The organism is Bacillus sp. V33-4, from assembly GCF_002860225.1.
GTDB lineage: Bacteria > Bacillota > Bacilli > Bacillales > Cytobacillaceae > Bacillus_BJ > Bacillus_BJ canaveralius.
Map to the genome: position 1 here is coordinate 1 of NZ_PGVC01000042.1, position 17,447 is coordinate 17,447.

Genomic DNA, 17,447 nt, shown 5'->3' on the forward strand with positions numbered 1-17,447 from the left:
TTGGCTCTAAACCATGAGAATGAATAGATTGAATTTTTCGACAGTATTTATGCAACACTAGTGTTATCGTTTATATAATATAAAATGTTGATGGCCACGTTCTTAATCTGTAATGACCCTTTGACTTTCCCTGATTTTACGTTCATGTTATAGTATAGATTAGGATTCTTAGATTGGGGGCATAAATGTTGTCAGATCGACAAAACACTCGCACTATTGTAGATATATACGGACAGCAATATGTCATTGTCGGTCCGGAAAGCAATAGCCATATACGGCTGGTCGCCACAATGGTCGACGATAAAATGCGCGAAATCAGCTCGAAGAATCCTTCACTCGACACGAACAAGCTGGCCGTTTTAACGGCTGTGAATGCCGTGAATGATTATTTAAATATAAAGGATCGGTTAGAACGGCTTGAAAACGAATTAAAAAGAGTAAAGGACTGAAAAGGTCATGCTGGATCTCGCAATTATTATTATTTTAATTTTTGGCTTTTTGATAGGTTTAAGAAGAGGATTTATATTACAGCTGATCCATTTGACAGGTTTCATTATTGCCTTCATTATCGCACATATGTATTATGATCAGCTGGCTCCCAAGCTGACGCTTTGGGTACCGTATCCTTCCTTTAACAGCGATGCAACCTTTGATATGCTGCTTGGGAACGCGGATTTGGAAAGTGCCTATTACCGGGCGATCGCGTTCGCTGCGATTTTCTTTGCTGTGAAAATACTGCTGCAAATCATCGGTTCGATGCTTGATTTCGTTGCTCATTTACCAATTTTAAAACAGCTTAACGTCTGGGCGGGCGGAATACTCGGGTTTGTAGAAGTTTATCTTATCATTTTTATTCTATTATACATAGCTGCGCTTCTTCCAGTTGAAAATATTCAAAGGCCATTAAACGATTCGCTAATGGCACAATACATAGTTGAGCATACTCCGTTTTTATCGCAGCAGATCAAAGAATTGTGGATTGAATATATGGCTGCATAACTTCTCTTTCATGGAGAAGTTTTTCTTTTCGTACCGACGGCTGCTGCTCAAGCTAGATTTAAGTAAGCTTTTCCTGGTTTGTGTTGTATCATGCAAGGACTGTTGACCAACTGAAAAGAATGGCGCTAACAAAATGCAATCGAAAAGGCAGGGACCATTTATGACTGTTAATAAGAAAGATGTTATTCGTTTGCTGGAAACGATCGCTATCTATTTGGAACTTAAAGGAGAAAATCCGTTCAAAGTTGTCGCATTCCGAAAAGCAGCTACTGCGCTTGAAATGGATGACCGCAGCCTTTCAGAGTATGACGACTTGACAAAACTGTCCGGTATTGGAAAAGGAACAGCGGCTGTTATCGAAGAATATATCGAAACAGGAAGCTCAACTGTGTTAAAAGAACTGCAGGAGGAAGTTCCGCCCGGGTTAATTCCGTTATTACAACTGCCGGGATTGGGCGGAAAGAAAATTGCCAAGCTCCATCAAGAACTTGGGATTGAAGATGTTTCCGACCTTTTGGAAGCATGTACGGCAGGAAAAGTTAAGGAGCTTCCCGGATTTGGGAAAAAGACGGAAGAGAAGATCATCGCTGCCATCAAAAATGCCGGCACGCGTCCTGACCGGCTTCCGGTAGCTTACATGCTTAAAATTGCCGAATCGATAGAAGCGGAGGTTTCAAAGATGCCCGGGGTTGTAAAGTTTTCCCGCGCCGGAAGCCTCCGCAGATTGCGGGAAACGGTCAGGGATTTAGATTTTATCATTGCGACCGAAAACCCGCTTGCAGTGAAGCAGCAGCTGCTTGAGCTTCCCGATATTAAGGAAACGATCGCAGCAGGAGAAACAAAGGTATCAGTGACGTTCGATTACAGTTACGATGTTTCCGCGGACTTTCGTCTTGTCAAACCTGAAGAGTTTGCGACTACCCTTCATCATTTTACAGGCTCGAAAGACCATAATGTCAGAATGAGGCAGCTTGCCAAGGAGCGGGGCGAAAAAATCAGTGAATACGGTGTTGAAGTGATTGAAACTGGTGAAGTGCTCACCTTCGATTCGGAACATAATTTTTACAAGCATTTTGGATTGCCGTTCTTTCCTCCGGAAATCCGTGAAGATGGCCGTGAAGTGGAGGAATATTCCGAGGAACTGGAGCTGATCAAGCTCGATGCGATAAACGGTGATCTTCATATGCACTCGACCTGGAGTGACGGTGCCCACACGATCGAAGAAATGATTGACGCGTGCAGGCAGAGAGGCTATAAATATATGGCAATCACGGACCACTCCCAGTATTTAAAGATCGCAAGCGGCTTAACGCCAGAACGGCTTCGTAAGCAAAAAGAACTGATCAGACAATTAAACGATAGATACGATGATATTGAGATTCTTGCCGGAGTTGAAATGGATATTTTGCCTGACGGGTCGCTTGATTTTGATGATGATTTGCTTGCGGAAATGGATATTGTCATCGCTTCGATTCATTCCGCTTTCTCGCAACCAAAAGAGAAAATTATGGAAAGGCTCAAAACAGCGCTGTCAAATCCCCATGTCGACATTATTGCCCATCCAACCGGCCGGGTGATTGGGCGCAGGAAAGGATATGAAGTCGATATGGATATGCTGATCAAGCTCGCAAAAGAAACAAATACCGCGCTTGAGCTAAATGCCAATCCGAACCGTCTTGATCTGGCAGCGGCGAATATTCAGAAGGCCCACGAAGCCGGTGTTAAAATCGTAATCAACACGGACGCCCATAAAATAGATACGTTAGCAGATATGGAAATCGGCGTGTCGGCGGCACGGAAAGGCTGGACACCAAAGTCTTCTGTTCTAAATGCTTTAAGCACAGATGAATTTTTGGACTTTCTGCACCGCCGCTAGAACTGGACGCCAATTACAGCGCGAAAGGAGAGAGTCTCCATGCAGGAAAGAGTATTAAAGGTTCTCGAATTTGATAAAGTGAAGGAGCAGCTGCTTGAGCATGTTTCTTCTTCGCTCGGCAGGGATAAGGCAAAACAACTGCTGCCATCGAGCGATTTTGCTGAAGTAGTAAAGCTTCATGAGGAAACCGACGAAGCTGTAAAAGTACTTCGATTAAAAGGTAATGTTCCGCTCGGGGGTATTTTTGATATCCGTCCCCATACAAAAAGAGCCGTTATTGGCGGAATGCTGAATCCGCATGAGCTTGTCGAGGCAGCAAGTACGATTCATGCGAGCAGGCAGATGAAAAGGTTTATCGAGGATATCCATGAAGAGACAGTGGAACTCCCGATCTTAACGGATTATACAGGCAAAATTACGGTTCTTGCTGATTTGGAGCAAAATATAAAAATCGCCATCGATGAAAGCGGCGAAGTCCTTGACAGCGCCAGTGAGGCGCTCAGGTCACTGCGGCATCAGTTAAGAACGAAAGAAGCGCGGGTCCGCGAGCGCCTCGAGAGCATGATACGTTCAACAAATGCCCAAAAAATGTTGTCGGATGCGATTGTCACGATTCGAAATGACCGGTTCGTAATTCCTGTCAAGCAGGAATACCGGGGCCATTACGGAGGGATTATCCATGATCAAAGTTCCTCAGGTCAGACATTGTTCATTGAACCGCAGGCAATCGTACAATTAAATAATGAGCTGCAAAGCATCCGTGTCAAAGAGCAACAGGAAATTGAAAGAATTTTGATCGACTTGTCGCTACAAGTTGGAGAAAGCAAAGAAGAACTGGACCGGATTGTCGATGTTCTGGCTGAACTTGATTTTATGTTCGCGAAAGCCAGGTACAGCAGCCGGATTAAAGCATCAAAGCCAAAAATGAACAATGAAGGGCGACTATTTTTGATAAAAGCCCGCCATCCGCTGATATCGATCGATGAGGTTGTCGCAAACGATATTTCGCTTGGGACGGATTTCTCAACGATTGTGATCACCGGCCCCAATACAGGCGGAAAAACCGTTACTTTAAAAACGGCCGGCCTTTGCACGCTAATGGCCCAGGCAGGTTTGCAAATTCCTGCGCTCGACGGTTCAGAGCTGGCAGTATTTGATGCAATTTATGCAGATATCGGTGATGAACAATCGATCGAGCAAAGCCTCAGTACCTTCTCATCACATATGGTGAACATTGTTGATATTTTATCGAAGGTTGATTTTAACAGCCTTGTCCTGTTTGATGAACTTGGGGCCGGAACCGATCCACAGGAGGGAGCAGCACTGGCGATCTCGATTCTCGACGAGGTTTATAAACGCGGGGCAAAGGTAATCGCAACGACCCATTACCCGGAATTAAAGGCTTATGGTTATAATAGAGAGGGAGTGGTTAATGCAAGTGTCGAATTTGATGTCGAGACATTGAGCCCAACCTATAAACTGTTAATTGGCATACCCGGCCGAAGTAATGCGTTTGAAATTTCGAAGCGGCTCGGGCTTAGTGATAACGTCATTGCCATTGCCCGTTCGCATGTAAGCGCAGACAGCAACCAGGTTGAAAATATGATTGCCTCGTTGGAAGCAAACAGGAGGCAGGCTGAGAACGAGCTTGAAGAAGCCCATCAGCTTTTAACGGAAGCAGAAATGCTGCGAAAAGATTTGCAAAAGCAAATGGCCGCTTATTATGACAAAAAAGACAGCTTACAAGAAAAAGCGGAGAAAAAGGCAGCCGATATTATCGAAACAGCCAAGCAAGAAGCGGAAAGTATTATTCGTGAATTAAGGCAGCTGCGCATCGAGAAAAATGCCGAGGTCAAGGAACATGAGCTAATCGATGCTAGAAGGCGTCTCGACGCGGCTGCCCCGCAGAAAAAAATGAACAAGACCACCGCAAAACAGAAAGAGCAAAAGGATGACTTTAAGCCTGGGGATGAAGTAAAGGTTCTGACTTTTGACCAAAAAGGTCATCTCATTGAACGCGTGTCTGAAACAGAATGGCAAGTTCAGATCGGCATTTTGAAAATGAAGGCTGACGAAAAAGATCTCGTCTACGTGGGCCGAGAGAAGCCTGTTGAAACGAAGCCGATTGCCACCATCAAGGGCAGGGATTACCATGTTGGACTTGAGCTTGATTTGCGGGGCGAACGATATGAAGATGCTTTGTCAAAGGTTGAAAAATATCTTGACGATGCCCTCCTGGCAGGCTATCCGCGAGTTTCAATTATTCACGGCAAAGGAACCGGCGCATTGAGGCAGGGAGTTCAGGAGTATCTGAGAAATCATCGTGCCGTGAAAAAAATTCGTTTCGGGGAAGCCGGTGAAGGCGGGTCCGGTGTGACGATCGCCGAATTTAAATAGTTGGCAGGGAGAATCGATATGAACCAATTTTGGGAGAACGAGTATGTATTGACGGCAGCGAATTATAGTGTAGTCATCCTTTGTATTGTTGTCTTTTTGGCCATGTTTGAACTAGTTACAAAATATAATAATTGGGAAGAAATAAAGAAAGGCAACTTGGCAGTGGCAATGGCTACAGGCGGGAAAATATTCGGGATCGCCAATGTTTTCAGCCATTCAATCGTGCAGCATGATACACTATTTACGATGATTGGCTGGGGGCTTTTCGGCTTCTTCCTGCTGCTGCTCGGCTACTTTATTTATGAATTTCTCACTCCAAAATTTAAAATTGATGATGAAATAAAAAATGATAACCGGGCCGTCGGCTTTATTTCGCTCGTTATTTCGGTTGGTTTGTCATTCGTAATCGGAGCGGGGATATAAGGGGAGACGAAGTTGGAAACATTAGCAAAGGTATTGTTGGCATTATGCGGCCTGTTCGTATTGATCGGCCTTGTTTATATGGTGTTTTTTGCATAAGTGAAACCGGGACTTGCTGAGCAGGTACCGGTTTATTTTTATCGATTAATCGTTGGGCCATAGCCGCAGAAGTCAAATTCGTGACAAATGCGTTCGGACTATTCTATTTGTCATGGAATCTTCATTATATTATAATTAGGTGGAAACAGTTTGAATGTTCTAAAAATTCTTCGCGAACAGGAGGAAGTGTATGTCAGAGAATAGACCATGGATCAAACATTACCCGGAAGAAATCCCCTCGACCCTTACTTACAGTAATGAGCCAGTCCATCAGTATTTAACACGGGCTGCAGAGGAGTTTCCCGAAAAACCAGCCATTCACTTCATGGGAAAAGAGCTGACTTATCAACAGGTTTATGACTCAGCACGCAAGTTTGCCGGTTATTTGCAAAGCCTGGGCATCAAAAAGGGCGACAGGGTTGCAATTATGCTTCCAAACACCCCTTCGGCGGTGATTGTCTATTACGGGATATTGCAGGCAGGAGCTATTGTTGTTCAAACAAATCCGCTCTATATGGAGCGGGAGCTTGAATACCAAATGAAGGATTCAGGAGCAAAAGTAATTATTACCCTTGATATCTTATTCCCGAGGGTAACGAAGGTGATGCCGAAGACTGATCTTGAGCACATAATTGTAACCGCTATCAAAGATTATCTCCCGTTTCCAAAAAATCTTGTTTATCCGTTTATTCAGAAAAAGCAATACGGAATAGTAGTCAACGTGAAGCATGAAGGGAACCATCATTTGCTGGCAGAAATACTTAAACAGCCGCTGAGGCCGATTGCAGAACATGAATTTGATTATGAAGAAGATCTCGCTTTGCTTCAATACACCGGCGGAACAACCGGATTTCCAAAAGGGGTGATGTTGACCCATAAAAACCTTATCGCCAATGCGGTAATGTGCCAGGCCTGGCTTTATAAGTGCAAGCGTGGCGAGGAAATTGTCCTCGGAATTTTACCGTTTTTTCACGTGTATGGGATGACTACTGTCCTTTTGTTGTCTGTCATGCAGGCTTACAAAATGGTGTTGCTTCCAAAGTTTGACGCGGAAACCACCTTAAAGACAATCCAGAAGCAGCGTCCAACATTGTTTCCAGGTGCTCCAACCGTTTATATTGGCCTATTAAACCATCCGGATTTACAAAAATACGATCTATCTTCAATTGATTCGTGCATAAGTGGCTCTGCCCCGCTACCTGTCGAGGTTCAGCAAAACTTTGAACAAGCAACCGGCGGAAAACTGGTCGAAGGCTACGGCTTGACGGAATCTTCCCCGGTCACGCATGCGAATTTCTTATGGGACCGTCCACGGGTTAAAGGCAGTATTGGAGTTCCGTGGCCTGATACGGACAGTACAGTTCTTTCAATGGAAACCGGGGAACCGCTTCCGCCAGGGGAAATCGGCGAAATTGCCGTGAAAGGGCCTCAAGTAATGAAGGGCTACTGGAACCGTCCGGAAGATACGGCACAAACATTGAAGGATGGCTGGCTGTTGACCGGAGATCTTGGTTATATGGATGATGATGGATATTTTTACGTTGTTGACCGGAAGAAGGACATGATTATTGCTGGAGGCTTTAATATTTATCCTCGTGAAATTGAAGAAGTCCTTTATGAGCACCCTGATGTCCAGGAAGTCGTTGCCGCAGGCATTCCTGATCCGTACCGCGGGGAAACGGTAAAAGCATACGTTGTTTTAAAAGAAGGTTCCTCTTTATCCAGTGCAGAATTGGATGAATTTGCCCGCAAGCATTTGGCAGCTTACAAAGTTCCAAGAGTGTATGAATTCAGAAGTGAGCTTCCAAAGACAGCGGTAGGGAAAATTTTAAGGAGAGCACTTGTAGAGGAAGAGAAAAAGCGGTTTGAAGAAGAAGAGAAAAAACAAGCTTAATTATTTTTTCTGTGATGATCACGGCTCTTTAATTCAAACAGGCAATGCTTGCCAGCCTGTTCACAGACTGTCATAATAAACTAGACAAGATCAAATGAAATAAACAGATATTTTCTTGACAGAAAACTTTTGTGCAACTATTATAAAAATATGAATGACTATTCATTCATATTTTTATAGGTTGCACTTTTTTATTGATAATTATGGAGAGTGGTTTTTCAATATGACAGTTTTGAAAAAACAAAGTCAGCATTTTTTGAAAGGGGGCAGCGGCTTGAAAAAAAGTAAGCCGAAATACATGCAGATCATCGATGCCGCGGTCATCATCATTGCCGAAAACGGCTACCATCAAGCCCAGGTATCTAAAATCGCCAAGCAGGCGGGCGTGGCTGACGGAACGATTTATCTATACTTCAAAAACAAAGAAGACATCTTAATTTCCCTCTTTCAAGAGAAAATGGGTGACTTTGTGGAAAAAATCGAACAAATGATTGCAGGAAAAGAACAGGCTGCAGAGAAATTATTAGTGATGGTCGAAAACCATTTCAGGATGCTGTCAGAGGATCACCATCTGGCGATTGTCACCCAGCTTGAGCTGAGGCAGTCAAATAAAGATTTACGTTTAAAAATCAATGAAGTGTTAAAAGGTTACTTGCAAGTAGTAGATAAGATTCTCTTGGAGGGCAAGGAAAATGGTGAGTTTTCAAGCGATCTTGATGTCCGGCTTGCCAGGCAAATGATTTTTGGAACGATGGACGAAACGGTGACAACCTGGGTAATGAACGAGCAAAAATACGATCTTACCGCATTGGCCGGCCCTGTCCACCGTCTGCTCGTCAATGGCTGCGGAAACGCGGGGCATTAATCTGCAAGATTTATACGAGGAGGAATGATAATGGAATTTTTAAAATGGTCCAGCTCTGATCGAGTCGCAACGATTATGCTTGAACGGCCGCCGGCCAATGCCCTTTCTTCAGGCGTTTTGAAAGAGCTTTCGGCCGTATTGGACGAGATTGAGTTCAATGATGATGTCAGGGTAGTTCTTATTCACGGAGAAGGACGCTTTTTCTCGGCTGGGGCAGATATTAAGGAATTCACAACCATCGAAACGGGTGAAGAGTTTGCCGTGTTGGCAGGCTATGGGCAGCAATTGTTTGAGCGGATGGAGCAATTTCCAAAGCCGATTATTGCCGCGATTCATGGTGCAGCTCTTGGCGGAGGTCTTGAACTTGCAATGGCCTGCCACTTCCGTCTTGTCACCGAGACTGCAAAGCTAGGGCTCCCAGAGCTGCAGCTTGGATTGGTTCCCGGTTTTGCCGGATCGCAACGGCTGCCCCGCTATGTCGGTGTGGCAAGGGCTGCGGAAATGCTGTTGACGAGTGACCCGATCACCGGTGTTGAGGCCGTCCAATTTGGACTCGCCAACCATGCCTATCCGGAAGGGGAGCTGCTCGAAAACGCTTATAAAATCGCTAAAAAAATTGCGAAAAAAAGCCCTGTTTCCGTCAAAGCAGCAATCGAGCTTTTAAATTACGAAAAAACAAGTGAATTTCACAGCGGCGTCCAAAAGGAGGCAGAGCTTTTCGGCAAAGTTTTTATGTCCGAGGATGGACAGGAAGGAATCAAGGCATTTATCGAGAAGCGCGAACCGGAGTTCAAGGGAAAGTAAGCTATGCAATTTGCCATAAATTTATTTTGGAGGGGACACAATGAACATTTACGTGTTGATGAAAAGAACTTTTGATACTGAAGAGAAAATTACGATTTCCGGCGGGAAAATCAATGAAGATGGTGCAGAGTTTATTATCAACCCTTACGATGAATATGCGATAGAAGAAGCGATTCAGGTTCGTGATGCTCATGGCGGAGAAGTAACCGTTATTTCGGTAGGTAATGAAGAAGCAGAAAAACAGCTGCGCACTGCCTTGGCAATGGGCGCAGACAAGGCTGTTCTCATCAATACAGAGGATGACCTTGAATACGGTGACCAGTTTACAACAGCAAAAATTTTAGCTGAATACTTAAAGGATAAAGAAGCAGACCTGATTTTGGGAGGGAACGTGGCGATCGATGGCGGTTCCGGCCAGGTTGGCCCACGCGTTGGAGAACTATTGGGAATCTCCTATGTAACCACGATTACAAAGCTTAGCATTGATGGCGGCACTGTCACCGTTGTCCGTGATGTCGAAGGAGATTCGGAAGTAATAGAAACAAGCCTTCCGCTGCTTGTCACGGCACAGCAAGGACTGAATGAACCGCGCTATCCTTCTCTTCCGGGAATCATGAAGGCGAAAAAGAAACCGTTTGACGAGCTTGAACTCGATGATCTTGATCTGGACGAAGATGACGTCGAAGCGAAGACGAAAACAATTGAAATTTATCTTCCACCTCAAAAAGATGCCGGAAAGGTGCTTGAAGGTGACTTGGGAGACCAGGTAAAAGAGCTTGTCAGCCTTCTTCACACTGAGGCAAAAGTCGTCTAACACGGCGATCCGAAGCTGGGACTTCCGGCAAACAAGAAATCGGAATTTTTAAATAAAAATCAGGGGGTAAAACATATATGACCAGAAAAGTATTAGTGTTAGGCGAAGTCCGTGACGGATCATTGCGCAACGTTTCGTTTGAGGCGGCTGCTGCAGGGAAATCAGTAGCAGAAGGCGGTGAGGTAGTTGGTGTTCTTGTCGGCAGTTCTGTAAGCGCTTTAGGGGAAGAATTCATCCAGTATGGTGCGGACCGGGTCGTAATCGTTGAAAATGAAAAATTGGGCCAATATACGTCAGATGGTTATGCACAGGCATTGATGGCTGTTATTGAATCGGAACAGCCGGAAGGACTTATCTTTGGCCATACTGCGCTTGGAAAAGACTTGTCTCCAAAAATTGCAGCCAAGCTTGATTCCGGTCTTATCTCTGATGTTACGGCGGTCGAGGCAGCAGGCGGCAACCTCGTATTCACACGTCCGATTTATTCAGGAAAAGCTTTTGAAAAGAAAATTATTACTGAGGGCATTATTTTTGCAACGATCCGCCCTAACAATATTGACCCGCTTGCAAAGGATGAAGCACGCGCAGGCGATGTATCTTCTCTAGCTGTTGAAATTACCGATCTGAGTACAGTTATTAAGGATGTTGTCCGCAAAGCAAGTGAAGGCGTCGATTTGTCAGAAGCAAAAGTAGTGGTCGCCGGCGGGCGCGGCGTAAAAAGCGAAGACGGCTTCGAACCGTTAAAGGAACTGGCCCAAGTGCTCGGAGGCGCTGTCGGCGCTTCACGCGGTGCTTGTGATGCGGAATATTGCGATTATTCCTTGCAGATTGGCCAAACAGGAAAGGTTGTCACTCCAGACCTTTACATTGCATGCGGAATATCGGGCGCAATCCAGCATTTAGCGGGAATGTCCAATTCAAAGGTCATTGTCGCGATCAATAAAGATCCGGAAGCAAATATTTTCAAAGTGGCCGATTATGGAATAGTCGGTGATTTGTTTGAAGTCGTGCCAATGCTGACAGAGGAATTCAAGAAGCTGAAAGTTCATTCTTAATCTTCGGGAAAAGTCGGGCAGGTCATTAGACCTGTCTTGTTTTTTTACCGGATTACATCTTAAACGCATTAAAAGCGGCTCATAAAAGATGTTTGTCCAAATTAAAGATAGGGAACGCTAGTAAGAGTCAGCACTAAGCAAATTATTCGCAAGCAAAAGTTATCAATGTTATAATTCAAACCATTAAAGGCTTACTAAAATAGGAGGAAGACATTATGGCAATCATACATGCAACAGATCAAAGTTTTACTGAAGACACAAGCGAAGGTATCGTATTGGCGGATTTCTGGGCGCCTTGGTGCGGACCTTGTAAAATGATTGCACCGGTTCTTGAAGAGCTTGACTCTGAATTGGGCGATAAAGTAAAAATCGTGAAATTAGATGTAGATGAAAATCAGGAAACAGCAGCAAAATTTGGTGTAATGAGTATCCCAACTCTAATCGTATTTAAAAACGGTGAAGCAGTCGACAAAGTTATCGGTTTTCAGCCGAAAGAAGCACTTGCTGAAAAGCTGAATCAGCACCTGTAATAGTGAAAGCAGTCCATATCAGGGCTGCTTTTTCATTTAATATCCGGTCTGAGCCGAAACCGGGTATAGTGTTAATTGGCCAAGTGAAAGATTTATAGCCGAAAGGAGCGGTTTGATATGGCATTACAAAGCCATGCTGGATCGCCCCTTTTTTTGTTTATATTTGGACATACTTTTTTTAAGAAAACCATTGACGATGAAAATCATTATCGATTATAATTACTAATGAAAATCATTATCAATTATAAATTACATATTAGGTGGGAGAAACCAATGAAAAAGAGGGACTTAAAACGAATTTTTGCCAGTTTTTTAATTGCCAGCATTGCCTTAACAGGATGCAATACGGGTGGCAGCGCTGAAAAGACCGAGCAAAAGCCAAAAGAAGAGACTGCAGAATCGGAAGAAACTAAGGAAGTAAACATTGAAGAAACAGACACCGCCAAACAAACAGCCGTATTTACAGAAATAAAAACAGAACTCGATAAAGCAACGGCAGGCCAGCCAGTTGACTGGGATCTCGTTTTAGAAAAATATAATGGTGGACTTCAAGGCCCTGTCAGCGAAATTAATGGCGAATATGACCAAGCAATCCAAACCGCGATTGCTGCGGGCAAATCCGGCGAATTGGAGCCAGTCCTAGCTAAACAATTAGTCGACAAGCTAACTCAATCTTATTTTTATCAAAAACAAAAGTCATTGCAAAAAGAAGCAGCAACCGCGGTTACTGAAGGAAAACAAGAAGATGCAAAGCTTTTATTTGAACAAATTAAATACCTTGCCAATCAAATTTTTATCCCAACTGCAGCAAAACGGGATGAATACTATCAATTAGCAGGTGAATCCAGCATTGTTGAAAATATCAATTCTGGACTGTCTGCACAGGAAGAGGCATTGAACGCGAATAAAGCTGAGGACTTTGGCGTTTATGTCCAATTAACGGATAAATCCATTTACAGAAGCTATTACCTCGCCGCAAATTCCTATGCTGAAAAAATTGAAGCCGCAGTCAAAGAGGGCAAGAATGCCAGTGAATTAAAAATTATGCAAGTAGAAGCTTGGGGCTTCCTTCAGGCAATTAAACAATCATTGTCCGGCGGAGATGAAGCTGCAACAGCGAAACTTGATGAGATTTTCTCTTTGAATACGACTGATCCGTCAACGATAAAAGCGGAAGAAGTAAGTTCCCTATTTGCTAAAGCGATAGCGGGAAAAATTAAGGGGTATTATGAAAAGGCTCCACAAGCTGCAGAGGCAATCGAAGCAAAAACCGAAGCGCTAGAAGGAAATATGTTTTTAAAAGCACTTGAACAGGAATTAACTAAGAAGCTTGGCGAACAGAAAGCTGCTGAAACTTTAACAGCAGCAGAAGAATTTTATAATTTGATTGCTGACAATAAACCAGAGGAAGCTAAAGCCACCGCTGCGACTGTCATCGAAGCGGTAGATCAGCTGATTCAATAATGTAATGAAGGCCGCAAAATGCTGCGGCTTTCTTTTTTTACTGCCAGAAACAGTTGGGAGTATCATTCCTCTTATGGTAGATTGGTATGTGTTAGATTATTTAAAGAGGTGCGCATTATGAAAGTCTTAGTAACCGGCGGAGCTGGATTTATCGGGAGCCATCTGGCGCAGAGGTTAATTAACGAACAACATGAAGTGACGATTGTCGATAATCTTCACTCTTATTATTCTCCTGAGCGGAAAAAACAGCATCTCCGAAATATACAAAACGCCGGAGATTTCAAATTCCATCATGTTGATCTATTGAACAGCGAGGAAACACTGACCATCTTCCAGCTGATATCTCCAGAAGCGGTTATCCATCTTGCGGCATTGCCGGGGGTTGCCTATTCGATTATGAACCCACTCAAGTATGTTGATTATGATATAAAAGCGACTATTAATGTTTTGGAAGCTTCCGGCAAGTCAAATATCTCGCAGTTCATCTTTGCTTCTTCGTCATCAGTATACGGAAACGTTCACGAAATGCCCTGTCATGAAGAGATGGCAAAAGGAAATGTGATTTCGCCATATGCTGCATCAAAGTATTCAGCAGAAGCGTTTTGCCGTGTATATGAGCATCTATATGGTTTTCCCGTTAAGATCTTGCGCTTTTTTACGGTATACGGTCCATGGGGACGGCCGGATATGGCCATTTCCTCATTTATTAAGAAATTGCTAAAATCTGAACACATTAGCGTATACGGAAATGGCAGCGCGAGGGACTATACATACATTGATGATATTATTACCGGAATTTACTATGCGCTGACCAGGCTGGACAGCAGCGAAGTCCTCAATATTGGTTCAGGAAGGCCTGTTTCGATGGACACGCTGATAAATGAGTTGAAAACGTATTTCCCAAACATGAAAGTCAAGCGGGAAGTCTGGCGGAAAGGGGATGTCCATTCAACCTGGGCGGATATTACCAAAGCGGGAATTCACTTGGGGTATCAACCTTCTGTTGATTTTCAGACCGGAATCGCGAGAACCATCGAATGGGCAAAGCAATATGAAAGCTTCCTTTAAAAAGATCCTTGCTATCCTTTTGTTGCTTGTTTTTTTGATGCTCACCTATTATTTTTTTGACTGGGGATATTTATCGGCCGGCTGGAAACAACTCTGGCATAAGCCGGGAATTGTGATAGCTGTCACAACGGTTTATTTGCTATCGTTTGTCTTAAAAGCCGCAGCCTGGAAAGTATATTTAAACGGAAGGCCGAGATTCACCTCCTGCCTGCTCGGCTTATTTTACAGCCTGTTGGTCAATCACATTATTCCCGTTAAAGCAGGGGATATCGTACGCGCAGGCGTCCTTCCTGCAAGGGATAAACATATTACGGCAGAAGAAGCGATTCATTCGGTCATCATCCTGAGAACACTCGATATGGCTTGCCTTTCCATAATAGCATTGGCTGGGATTTTTGTATTTGATGTTGGATATAAGATCCCGTATTTATTACTTTTGTTTATTCTTATCTCAGGTTTAACAGCTTTTATTTATATTAAGAAAAAGTTTCCCGCAATCGTCGACCGCCATTTCTTATTGCTAAAACAGGCATTTTCAGGCTTCAACAGCCTGTCGATTTTTCTATTGACGTTGACAAGCTGGCTGTTGGAAGCAGCAGTTCTATTTGGGACTGTTTTTGCTCTTGGCGGGAAGATCTCGATTTTTGAAGCTGTTTGGATAAATAGTATCACAATTGCCGGACAAGTATTTCAAATGACCCCGGGTGGGATTGCAAGCTATGAAGCGATTATGTCATTTGCCTTAAATTTAGTAGGTTTTTCACTAAAAGAAGGATACACAGTGGCGCTTTTAACCCATGGCATTAAATTTCTTTTCTCTTACTTGGCCGGAGCCGCGAGCTTAATGGTATTTCCGGTTTCGCTAAAAATCATAAAAACATTGATAAAACGGAGAGGGTGAAGGAGCATGAAAAGTGCTTCGACGTTTGAAAAAATTGCTGCAAGATGCTGGAATCTCTTAAATGAGGGAAAACCTTTTACACCTATTTTTGTGATCGGGACGATGCTTCTGTTTCATTTTGCGGATCTGTTTGATAGCGGAAAATTATATGCTTTATTTATTTCATTCTTGATCGTTATTCCGCTCCTGGTCGCTTATTTTATTTATGACTTTCCATTATTTTTACGAAATTATTTATGGATGCCGTTCGTTGTTTATCTAATAGTTTGGAACACAGTGAGCGTGCCCCTGCTGTTATTTGCTACAGCTCTCTATTTTTTCTTTACGATATTTTTTTGGGGAACATTGTATTACCACTTAAGAATTGGAACATCGTGGCTGAACTTTACACGTTTTTGGAAGCTTGTGCTGAAAAACAGTGATTCCACAAGCGGCAATGCCCAGGAACAGCTGCCCAAATTGTTTCTGATTTTGTCAGTCTGGGAAATGGCCTATCAAAATGGTGTCGCCCTGTCAGCTGACGGCCTGATTGGATTAGCGCTTTTTTATGGATTTGTTTTTATATTTACCGTCATCCTGCACAGGAATTTGTTTGACTGGAAACCAAAGATGAATCCCGGGTATACGAGTGCGGACCATCCTCCGGGAAAGCCTCTGTCCGATAAAGTGGTCGTGATCGTGATCGACGGAATGAGGAAAGAACGGTTTTCTGAAGCTAAAACTCCGTTTCTGGATTCTCTGAAGGAAAACGGAACGGAATTTATGAATATGGAGACAGTGTATCCGGCCAGGACAGTTGTTTGTTTCACTTCGATGTTTACCGGAACATACCCTTATGAACATGGGATTAAGTCAAACATGGTCTGGAAGCTGGGGATTAAAGTGGAAAGCATCTTTGATTCACTCAGAAAAATCGGCAAAAAGGGACGCCTGCTCGGAATTGCCCACTTAGTAGATTCGATGGGCGATGATGTTGAAACGGTAACGGCTGTTATGCACAATGATCAAGCAGACCCGAATATTATCGAGCGCGCCAAGAAAATCATGAAGGAGCAGGATCCCGATTTGCTAGTCGTGCAAATGATCGCAACCGACCAAACAGGGCACAGCAGAGGAGTCCTCTATGATGAATATATCGATAAAATTCAGGAAGCCGATGCCCTTGTTGAAAATTTTGTAGCGTGGCTCGATAAGGAAGGTAAAATGAAAAATACGACGCTCATCGTCTGTGCAGACCATGGGCAAGCAGATGGCATCGGCGGCCACGGCCACTTAGACGAAGGGGAACGGTTTGTACCATTTTTCATGAACGGTCCTGAGATTTTAAAGGGTAAGAAAGTGGAAGATAAACATAGCCTTGTATCGGTCGCCCCAACAATCGCTTATTTGCTGGGGGCTCCATATCCTGATCATAGCCGCGGCAAAGTTTTGCTTGAAGCGCTGCATGAACCAAAGGAAGAGTGCAAACATGCGTAAACAGCAAGTGATTGTTTTTTTACCGGCATACAATGAGGAAGCTGTGATTGGAGATGTGATTGCCCGCATTCCCCGCAATTTTCATTCACAGGTCGATGTCAAGGTTCTTGTCATCGACGATGGTTCCAAAGATCAAACCACCACCATTGCGAAGGAAGCAGGGGCAGATTGTATTGTAAGCTTTAAAGAAAATAAAGGGTTGGGTGCTGCGGTGCGCGCGGCCCTGCAGGAATGCTGGAAACGGGGGGCCGACATTGGGGTCATGATCGATGCGGACGGTGAGTATCCCCCGGAACAAATCCCTGAGTTGATAAAACCGATTTTTTCAGGGGAAGCTGATTATACAATGGGTTCCCGGTTTCGCGGGACGATAAACGGGATGAAGCTGCACCGGCGCCTCGGAAATTATTTTTTTACTTTTCTGCAATGCTTATTGATTAGAAAAATCATTTTTGACGGCCAGTCCGGCATGCGGGCTTTTTCCAGACAAGCGATTGAGCACGCCGAAATCATCCATGACTACAACTATGCCCAGGTGCTAACATTGAATCTTGTCAGGAAAGGATTTCGGGTCAAGGAGATTCCAATCCAATATCATGTTAGGACAACGGGCGACTCTTTTATCAAATTCAAGGCTTACATCGGTTCCGTGTTGCCAGCGATATGGCAAGAAATGCGCAGGCCTGTCAAAAAGGTGGTCATAGATCGCAATTCAAATGCATTAACGGATGAAAAAATAAGCCCTTCCAGGTAAAAAGCATTTTCATTATAAAAAATGTGATATT

16 protein-coding genes are annotated in these 17,447 nt (G+C 43.8%); all 16 read left to right on the forward strand.

Translation table 11 applies throughout. From position 1 onward, the window contains the following. Window positions 1-185 precede the first annotated feature (185 nt). Window positions 186-449 carry a cell division protein ZapA gene (gene zapA, locus CVD23_RS15195; protein WP_373270895.1) on the forward strand — a complete coding sequence of 88 codons (264 nt, stop codon included), beginning with the start codon at window positions 186-188 and terminating at the stop codon, window positions 447-449. 7 nt (window positions 450-456) lie between these two features. Beyond that, window positions 457-999, forward strand: coding sequence for a CvpA family protein (locus CVD23_RS15200; RefSeq protein ID WP_101578184.1), 543 nt, complete (start codon window positions 457-459; stop codon window positions 997-999). A 160-nt stretch (window positions 1,000-1,159) separates the two neighbouring features. After that, window positions 1,160-2,875: a DNA polymerase/3'-5' exonuclease PolX gene (gene polX / locus CVD23_RS15205; RefSeq protein ID WP_101666479.1), complete on the forward strand. Its 1,716-nt coding sequence runs from the start codon at window positions 1,160-1,162 to the stop codon at window positions 2,873-2,875. 39 nt (window positions 2,876-2,914) lie between these two features. Next, window positions 2,915-5,272 carry an endonuclease MutS2 gene (locus CVD23_RS15210; RefSeq protein ID WP_101666480.1) on the forward strand — a complete coding sequence of 786 codons (2,358 nt, stop codon included), beginning with the start codon at window positions 2,915-2,917 and terminating at the stop codon, window positions 5,270-5,272. An 18-nt stretch (window positions 5,273-5,290) separates the two neighbouring features. Continuing rightward, on the forward strand, window positions 5,291-5,695 hold the full coding sequence (locus tag CVD23_RS15215; RefSeq protein WP_101578187.1) for a DUF350 domain-containing protein: 405 nt from the start codon (window positions 5,291-5,293) through the stop codon (window positions 5,693-5,695). A gap of 286 nt (window positions 5,696-5,981) precedes the next feature. Beyond that, window positions 5,982-7,685 carry an AMP-binding protein gene (locus CVD23_RS15220; protein WP_101578188.1) on the forward strand — a complete coding sequence of 568 codons (1,704 nt, stop codon included), beginning with the start codon at window positions 5,982-5,984 and terminating at the stop codon, window positions 7,683-7,685. A 274-nt stretch (window positions 7,686-7,959) separates the two neighbouring features. Continuing rightward, window positions 7,960-8,550 (forward strand): TetR/AcrR family transcriptional regulator, encoded by a 591-nt coding sequence (locus CVD23_RS15225; RefSeq protein WP_101578200.1) that lies wholly within the window; start codon window positions 7,960-7,962, stop codon window positions 8,548-8,550. Window positions 8,551-8,580: 30 nt separating this feature from the next. After that, complete coding sequence (locus CVD23_RS15230) at window positions 8,581-9,354, forward strand: enoyl-CoA hydratase (RefSeq protein WP_101666481.1); 774 nt, start codon at window positions 8,581-8,583, stop codon at window positions 9,352-9,354. 40 nt (window positions 9,355-9,394) lie between these two features. Continuing rightward, window positions 9,395-10,168 (forward strand): electron transfer flavoprotein subunit beta/FixA family protein, encoded by a 774-nt coding sequence (locus CVD23_RS15235; RefSeq protein WP_101666482.1) that lies wholly within the window; start codon window positions 9,395-9,397, stop codon window positions 10,166-10,168. A 77-nt stretch (window positions 10,169-10,245) separates the two neighbouring features. Then, entirely contained in the window at window positions 10,246-11,223 is a 978-nt protein-coding gene (locus CVD23_RS15240; protein ID WP_101666483.1) for an electron transfer flavoprotein subunit alpha/FixB family protein, read from the forward strand. A gap of 215 nt (window positions 11,224-11,438) precedes the next feature. After that, window positions 11,439-11,753 carry a thioredoxin gene (gene trxA / locus CVD23_RS15245; protein ID WP_101578192.1) on the forward strand — a complete coding sequence of 105 codons (315 nt, stop codon included), beginning with the start codon at window positions 11,439-11,441 and terminating at the stop codon, window positions 11,751-11,753. A 273-nt stretch (window positions 11,754-12,026) separates the two neighbouring features. Continuing rightward, complete coding sequence (locus CVD23_RS15250; RefSeq protein ID WP_101666484.1) at window positions 12,027-13,217, forward strand: hypothetical protein; 1,191 nt, start codon at window positions 12,027-12,029, stop codon at window positions 13,215-13,217. A gap of 117 nt (window positions 13,218-13,334) precedes the next feature. Beyond that, window positions 13,335-14,285 (forward strand): NAD-dependent epimerase/dehydratase family protein, encoded by a 951-nt coding sequence (locus CVD23_RS15255; RefSeq protein WP_101579560.1) that lies wholly within the window; start codon window positions 13,335-13,337, stop codon window positions 14,283-14,285. Then, window positions 14,269-15,186 (forward strand): lysylphosphatidylglycerol synthase transmembrane domain-containing protein, encoded by a 918-nt coding sequence (locus tag CVD23_RS15260; RefSeq protein WP_101666485.1) that lies wholly within the window; start codon window positions 14,269-14,271, stop codon window positions 15,184-15,186. Before CVD23_RS15255 ends, CVD23_RS15260 begins: the two co-directional genes overlap by 17 nt. Window positions 15,187-15,192: 6 nt before the next feature. Beyond that, the gene (locus CVD23_RS15265) at window positions 15,193-16,662 is read left to right on the forward strand and encodes an alkaline phosphatase family protein (RefSeq protein WP_101666486.1); all 1,470 of its coding nucleotides are present in this window, start codon (window positions 15,193-15,195) and stop codon (window positions 16,660-16,662) included. Next, the gene (locus CVD23_RS15270) at window positions 16,655-17,416 is read left to right on the forward strand and encodes a glycosyltransferase family 2 protein (protein WP_101666487.1); all 762 of its coding nucleotides are present in this window, start codon (window positions 16,655-16,657) and stop codon (window positions 17,414-17,416) included. The genes CVD23_RS15265 and CVD23_RS15270 overlap by 8 nt, the downstream gene beginning before the upstream one ends. The last annotated feature ends 31 nt before the right edge of the window (window positions 17,417-17,447 follow it).